Below are 3397 nucleotides of genomic sequence, written 5' to 3'. Positions count from 1 at the left end.
CCGTGTTGAATTAAAGCATTTCTCATGCTATGAAATTGAGTTACAAATTGATCCATGAAAGTGTTGAAATTATCAGGACTAGCATTATAATCTGTAGGTACTAGATTTGTGGCAAAATCTACGTCAACGTATTTGAAGAGTTTTATTTTATCTCCCGATGAATTTTTAACGTAGAAAACCTGCCCGTTTCCATCTCCAAAATCAAAAACACCCGTCGATGAAGCATTTGGAACAATAGGATTCTCAATTGAAGATACTCCTTGATAAAATCCATTACCAATTCCCGAAGAATACGGTTTTACTATATCTCCCAAAAAGAAATTATTTCCTAATCCCTTGTTAACACTCAAACCATAATTTGTATTGTCGTCTGAGGTCATGGATATTTCCTTTCCATTTGTGGTATGCCCTATTTCGAATAACCTTCCATTTCCATGATTTTCAATTTTTGCATATGCACCACCGCCCCATGTTTGTGGCATAAATAAACTACCACCATTTGAAATTATTTGCTTATCTCCAGTGATGTAAAAAGAATCTATTGAATCAGGGGTTTTAACTAATAAGGCTTTATCAGTACTTAACCCGCCTTGTGCTTGTAAGTGCAGCAAAGCTTGGGGTTGTGTCATATAACCACCAACAGACACCCATCCATAATTTGGATTAGTTGCACCTCCAGTAAAATTAAAATGACCATTTATAGAATAGAATCTATTTATACCTACTCCATCATACCCTCCAATAGTTGATATGTTGTTAGCATTATTCCCAATTACAGTACCACCATTTTGCCGAACCCCCAATGCTCTTTGAGAAGCGTTTGTCCTTACATCAACAACATAATCACTTAAACTTCTTCCTGTATAGTTGTTGATGAGTAAGCCTTTCAGTGGTGCACCTTGACTTGATGAACCTAATTCAAAATTACCTAATGCATCAAAACTAAAAACGTTTTGAAGTCCATTTTTATAACTTATGCTATGGCCATTCATATCAACAGTTCTATCTGAAGACAATTGACCATCCCCAGTATAGAATGTTACAGCCTCGCTACCTCCCGAGGCTGAATTAAAACCCGATGTTGCCTCTGTTGCCCATGCTTCAAAAGCATCTGCATCTGCATAAGGATTTCCATCCTCCATTAAGATGTCTGCAAAATTGAGGGTAAATAAATAACCTCTGCGGTCGTAAACATGGAACTGATCACGAAACACATCGTCTCGTCTAATTTCAGATAAAGCGGCAGAACGGGCTTGATAGCCTGCCATTCCATCAATGTATAAGTAGTTGTTGTATGTATATACGTTGTACATAATCTAGGTATTACCAGTTGTAAACTTCATTTCTTAATTTGTCTCCTGGGCAGCTTGTTTGCTTAAAGTCGCCATGTGGGGCAGAGGTTAGGTTTTTACCTACCATTTTACGTATTTCACGGCCTAACCATGTAGCTGATTGCATCTGTTCTGGAGTCGGCATTGAATTAGAGAAATCACCAACCAAACAAACACCAATTCCATCTGTATTTCTACCCGGGCAATGATAACTCACGGTTGTTAGTGCGTTGGTTTGTTTAATGGTTCCATCTTTTTCAATTACAAAGTGGTAGCCTATGCCTGGCCAATCATGTTTTTCAACATGGTATTTTGCGAATTGCTCCGCTGATCCAGAATGTGTGGCACTATGATGCCAGATGATATAAGCTATTTTTGAAAGGCTACGCATTCCGTAGCTCTTGTTTGAATTCTTGGTTAACTTATTTGCGACGTTTTCGATTTTCATAAATCTGTCTTTAATGATTTGGTAGAATAGGATGAAGGATAATGCGAACATGTAAATCAACATCACCACTCTTAAGGTTTTATCGTTCATACATTTTCTAGTATGATATTGGCCAGAGAAATGAACTTTTCTAGGTTTATTTTACCGCTGGCCAATGCAGTTAAAAGAACCCAAAGAGTCAAAGCCGTAGTAAATCGAATTTGAAATATTGCTTCACCGTTATTTGTGTTTTCAAGCTTTAATTTCAAATGCTTCAGAGGTTTGATCTTTAGGTTCTTCATTTTAGTTGTCTTTGTCTTTTTTGCTTTTCCGAACAAAGAGGATGGTTGAGAATACTACGGGTGCAATTAATGAAACAATTCTTGCGACCGCTTCAACAGCTTCCAGAGATACAACCCAACCCGCTCCCGTTGCTAAAAGCATCTGTACTGCAGTAAGTGCTTTTTCTTGCATAGGTTAGAAGCGTTTTGATAGTCCTTGGAAACTCAATTGACTGTTAATCACACTCACATCAACTAAACTTTCATCTCTTAACCAAGTTGAAAGGTCGGTTGCAGTTGGATTAATGAAGTCCCAACTTGACGAGCGTAATCCGAATGCTTTGTTTAATTGGATAAAGTCAGCATCGTTTTTAAGTTTTTTCAAAACAGAATAGACTTGATTGGCATCATCTGTATTACTAGGACCAGTCATAGCTTCCTCTAAATCGTCGGCCATTGCATCAAAATCGCTGTCAGAATAACTAGGTGTAACACCTTGTTTTTCCAGTTGTTTGATTTCAACTTTTCCTTGTGTTTCTTCGGCTGAATTCTTCATTTGAGCTTTAGCCCAGTTGTAAACATTCCATCCAATAACAAGTAAAATGATGGCAACAACTATTTGTACTACTACAGGCTGTTGTTTATAAATTTTGATTAACTCATTCATTACCTCGCGAGTTTAGTAGCTAATACAATCAATACTCCTGCTAGTGCTAATCCTAAAGAAAGGATCACTACAGTTTCGGTTGAAATTTTGGTTTCTACAGTTGCATCAAACATGATTAGCGAATTTTTGTGAGAACAATAAGCAGAATGATCAGCGCAGCGAATAAACCGCCCATGATGATTATAGTACGCTTTTGCTTTTGTTCTTCGGTTAATACTTTTTCTTGGGCTGTAGGCGTGTTTTGAGCTCCAAACGAGAAGGAAAGCAACGATGTGTTGCTATCTCCTGCGTTCATGATGTCCAAAACTGCCTGTTCTAAAAAGGAACTTTCTTTAGGCATGATTAAAAGAATTTCTTGTAAACAAATATTCCTATGCCCAGTGCAGCTAAAACAGCAATTACAATGAACAAAGTGTTGTTGTCTTTCTTGGTTTCGGCTTCAGCTATAGCTTTAATTGCCTCGGCCTCTGCTGTAGTACCCATTTTGGCAAGGCTTTCTTCAACCGTTCTTGATGTAGCTGCTTGGTCATACAAATCGGCATTTTCTAATGTTAAGGCATTGATTTGAAATCCGTAACTATCTGCGGCATCTTGGCGTTTTTTTGCCATTTCTGCCTTATAAGCACGATCTTTTTCACAGTCTGCCTGTCTTCCTTTTAATTTGTATTCACAAGGAATATTGGCTTGTCTT

7 protein-coding genes are annotated in these 3397 nt (G+C 37.7%); all 7 read right to left on the bottom strand.

Annotated elements, in window-relative coordinates; genetic code table 11:
* Positions 1-1313: hypothetical protein (locus tag AC22ZQ_RS13530; RefSeq protein WP_318959298.1), on the bottom strand; the 1313-nt coding region annotated here is incomplete at its 3' end.
* A gap of 10 nt (positions 1314-1323) precedes the next feature.
* On the bottom strand, positions 1324-1869 hold the full coding sequence (locus AC22ZQ_RS13525) for a peptidoglycan recognition protein family protein (RefSeq protein ID WP_318959297.1): 546 nt from the start codon (positions 1867-1869) through the stop codon (positions 1324-1326).
* Positions 1866-2060 (bottom strand): hypothetical protein, encoded by a 195-nt coding sequence (locus AC22ZQ_RS13520; protein ID WP_318959296.1) that lies wholly within the window; start codon positions 2058-2060, stop codon positions 1866-1868. The genes AC22ZQ_RS13525 and AC22ZQ_RS13520 overlap by 4 nt, the downstream gene beginning before the upstream one ends.
* 1 nt (position 2061) lies before the next feature.
* Positions 2062-2232, bottom strand: a complete 171-nt coding sequence (locus AC22ZQ_RS13515; protein ID WP_318959295.1) for a hypothetical protein — start codon at positions 2230-2232, stop codon at positions 2062-2064.
* 3 nt (positions 2233-2235) lie between these two features.
* Positions 2236-2706 carry a hypothetical protein gene (locus AC22ZQ_RS13510; RefSeq protein WP_318959294.1) on the bottom strand — a complete coding sequence of 157 codons (471 nt, stop codon included), beginning with the start codon at positions 2704-2706 and terminating at the stop codon, positions 2236-2238.
* Between the two features lie 115 nt (positions 2707-2821).
* Entirely contained in the window at positions 2822-3046 is a 225-nt protein-coding gene (locus AC22ZQ_RS13505; protein ID WP_318959293.1) for a hypothetical protein, read from the bottom strand.
* 2 nt (positions 3047-3048) lie between these two features.
* The coding region (locus tag AC22ZQ_RS13500) for a hypothetical protein (RefSeq protein WP_318959292.1) at positions 3049-3397 on the bottom strand (349 nt) is incomplete at its 5' end.

The sequence above is a fragment of the Lishizhenia sp. genome (assembly GCF_057456495.1).
Note: the sequence above shows the minus strand (reverse complement) of the source record. Positions and strands in the feature narration are given on the sequence as shown.